This is a genomic window from Rhizobium sp. 2YAF20, from assembly GCF_052114685.1.
Taxonomy (GTDB): domain Bacteria; phylum Pseudomonadota; class Alphaproteobacteria; order Rhizobiales; family Rhizobiaceae; genus Rhizobium.
Genome location: NZ_JBFRFF010000109.1, coordinates 1 through 1,918 on the forward strand (window position 1 = coordinate 1; position 1,918 = coordinate 1,918).

The window sequence follows — 1,918 nt, forward strand, 5'->3', positions numbered from 1 at the left end:
TACTTCGCCTGATCGATCAAAGCGCGCGCCTTGACCGATTTCATCACCGGATGAATCTTTTCCGACATAGTCTCCTCCTCGAACCAATGGCGCCGGCTCGCTGCGCAATCATGCAGCCGCCTTAGCGAGCCCCAAAATATCTCGCACGAACACTCTTCCGGCATCCGTATCACCTTGATCTTCATCTATCCTGCTCATTGAGCTGAATGCCGGCCGGCATGGTCGTGTTGTTTCAACCCGCTGCAATCGACCGTACCGCAAGATAAAGGATCGAGGGTGCAACGAGGCAGCCCAGCCCCGTATGAAACGTTGCCGTCAGCGCGCCATAGGGGACGAGACGACGATCGGTCGCCGCCAAGCCGCCCGAGACGCCGCTAACGGTTCCCATCAGGCCTCCGAACACCATGGCGCTGCGAGGATTGTCGAGACCAATCGCCTTCGCCACGATCGGGGTTCCGACCATAACAAGCACTGCCTTGAAAACACCGGTCGCGATGGACAGCGCGATCACAGCCGAGCTCGCTCCCAAAGCTGCCCCCGTCACAGGCCCCACGATGTAGGTAACGGCACCGGCGCCGATCGTCGTTATGGATACGGCATCCGTGTAGCCGAAAGCGACGGCGAGCAAGGAGCCGACAATGAACGGAAGAACCGTGCCGAGGCAAAGGGCAAGCACACCGACAGCGCCAGCCTTTCGCGCCTGCGCAATGTCCACTTCAAAGGCCGTGGCGACGATGGCGAAATCGCGCAGCATGGCCCCGCCCATCAGACCGATGCCACTGAGGATTGGAATATCCACCACCCCTTTCTCGCCTCCCGTCCACAGACCTGCAGCAAAGGCCGCAGCGAGCCCCAGAACGATTGCGATAGCTGAGCCGTGGACGCGGCCGAACAGGACATATTTCGAAATGGCATTCGACAGCCACATGACCAATCCGACGATCGCAAACGCGGTGAGCAGGCTGTTGGCGGTCAGGCCGTGTTTCAAGATCTCCATGGCAGCCTCCCTCAGACCGGATTGCCGGAGGCGGCGAGCTCACCCCTGGCCTTCACTTCGATTTCATCCATCGTTTCGCCTCTCTCACCGATACGGCTCATCAGCGCGACGGTTGCGAAGCAAACCAAAACGGTCACGATCCCGGCAATCAGCACCAGCGGACCGCTGCGTGCAGCCACGAGCACATTTTGCTGCGCCGCCATGGCAACGACGATCGGAATGTAGAGTGCTCCCCAGAACTCGACGCCAAGTTTGAGCGGCAGCGTCAACAGTCCCCGTCTGTTCAGCCATAGCCGCGTGGCGATGAGCAGGATCATGGCTATGCCGACGCCGCCGACATTCGCCTTCACGCCAAGCGCCATCCCCAGGAGATCACCGAGGATGCTCCCCAAGAGGGTACAAACGGCAAGCATTGCGACACCGGAGATCACCATGTTTGACCCTCCCCGCATACGCGCCCAAAGAAATACAAGATCGACATTTGTTCTCCTCCCATGAATACAAAGATGCCGCATATCGAATTTAAAATACACGTTATTGCGTTCTTGGCAATTGTATATATATTGAACATCTGAAAACGCCCTATTGCGCATACATAAAGGCAATCGAATGCGAGATTGGAACACAAAGGGTTGCGACAGGCTGGCACGCCTCGAAGCCGGCCAGCGTTTCTCTGCCGGTAAGCTTGTCGATCCGCAGCACCTCGTCGCTTTCCTGGAAGCGATCCTGAAGCCCGGGGATCGAGTTTGCCTTGAGGGTGACAACCAAAAACAAGCTGACCTGCTGGCGAGAGGGCTGTCTAAAGTCGATGTCGCCAAGATACACGACCTGCACATGGTACAGTCGGGTGTGGTCTTGTCGGAGCACCTCGATATCTTCGAAAGCGGCGTCGCCCGGAGGCTTGATTTTTCCTATTCCGGC

General features: G+C 57.9%; 4 protein-coding genes. 1 reads left to right on the forward strand and 3 read right to left on the reverse strand.

Annotated elements, in window-relative coordinates:
* The 3 genes from AB4Z52_RS36050 to madL form a co-directional block, all read right to left on the reverse strand.
* Positions 1-185: hypothetical protein (locus tag AB4Z52_RS36050; protein WP_442222587.1), on the reverse strand; the 185-nt coding region annotated here is incomplete at its 3' end.
* A gap of 47 nt (positions 186-232) precedes the next feature.
* Positions 233-997, reverse strand: coding sequence for a malonate transporter subunit MadM (madM, locus tag AB4Z52_RS36055; protein WP_442222588.1), 765 nt, complete (start codon positions 995-997; stop codon positions 233-235).
* 11 nt (positions 998-1,008) lie between these two features.
* Positions 1,009-1,431 (reverse strand): malonate transporter subunit MadL, encoded by a 423-nt coding sequence (madL, locus tag AB4Z52_RS36060; RefSeq protein ID WP_442222589.1) that lies wholly within the window; start codon positions 1,429-1,431, stop codon positions 1,009-1,011.
* Between the two features lie 175 nt (positions 1,432-1,606).
* Between madL and AB4Z52_RS36065 the strand changes: the two genes are divergently transcribed.
* The coding region (locus tag AB4Z52_RS36065) for a malonate decarboxylase subunit alpha (protein WP_442222590.1) at positions 1,607-1,918 on the forward strand (312 nt) is incomplete at its 3' end.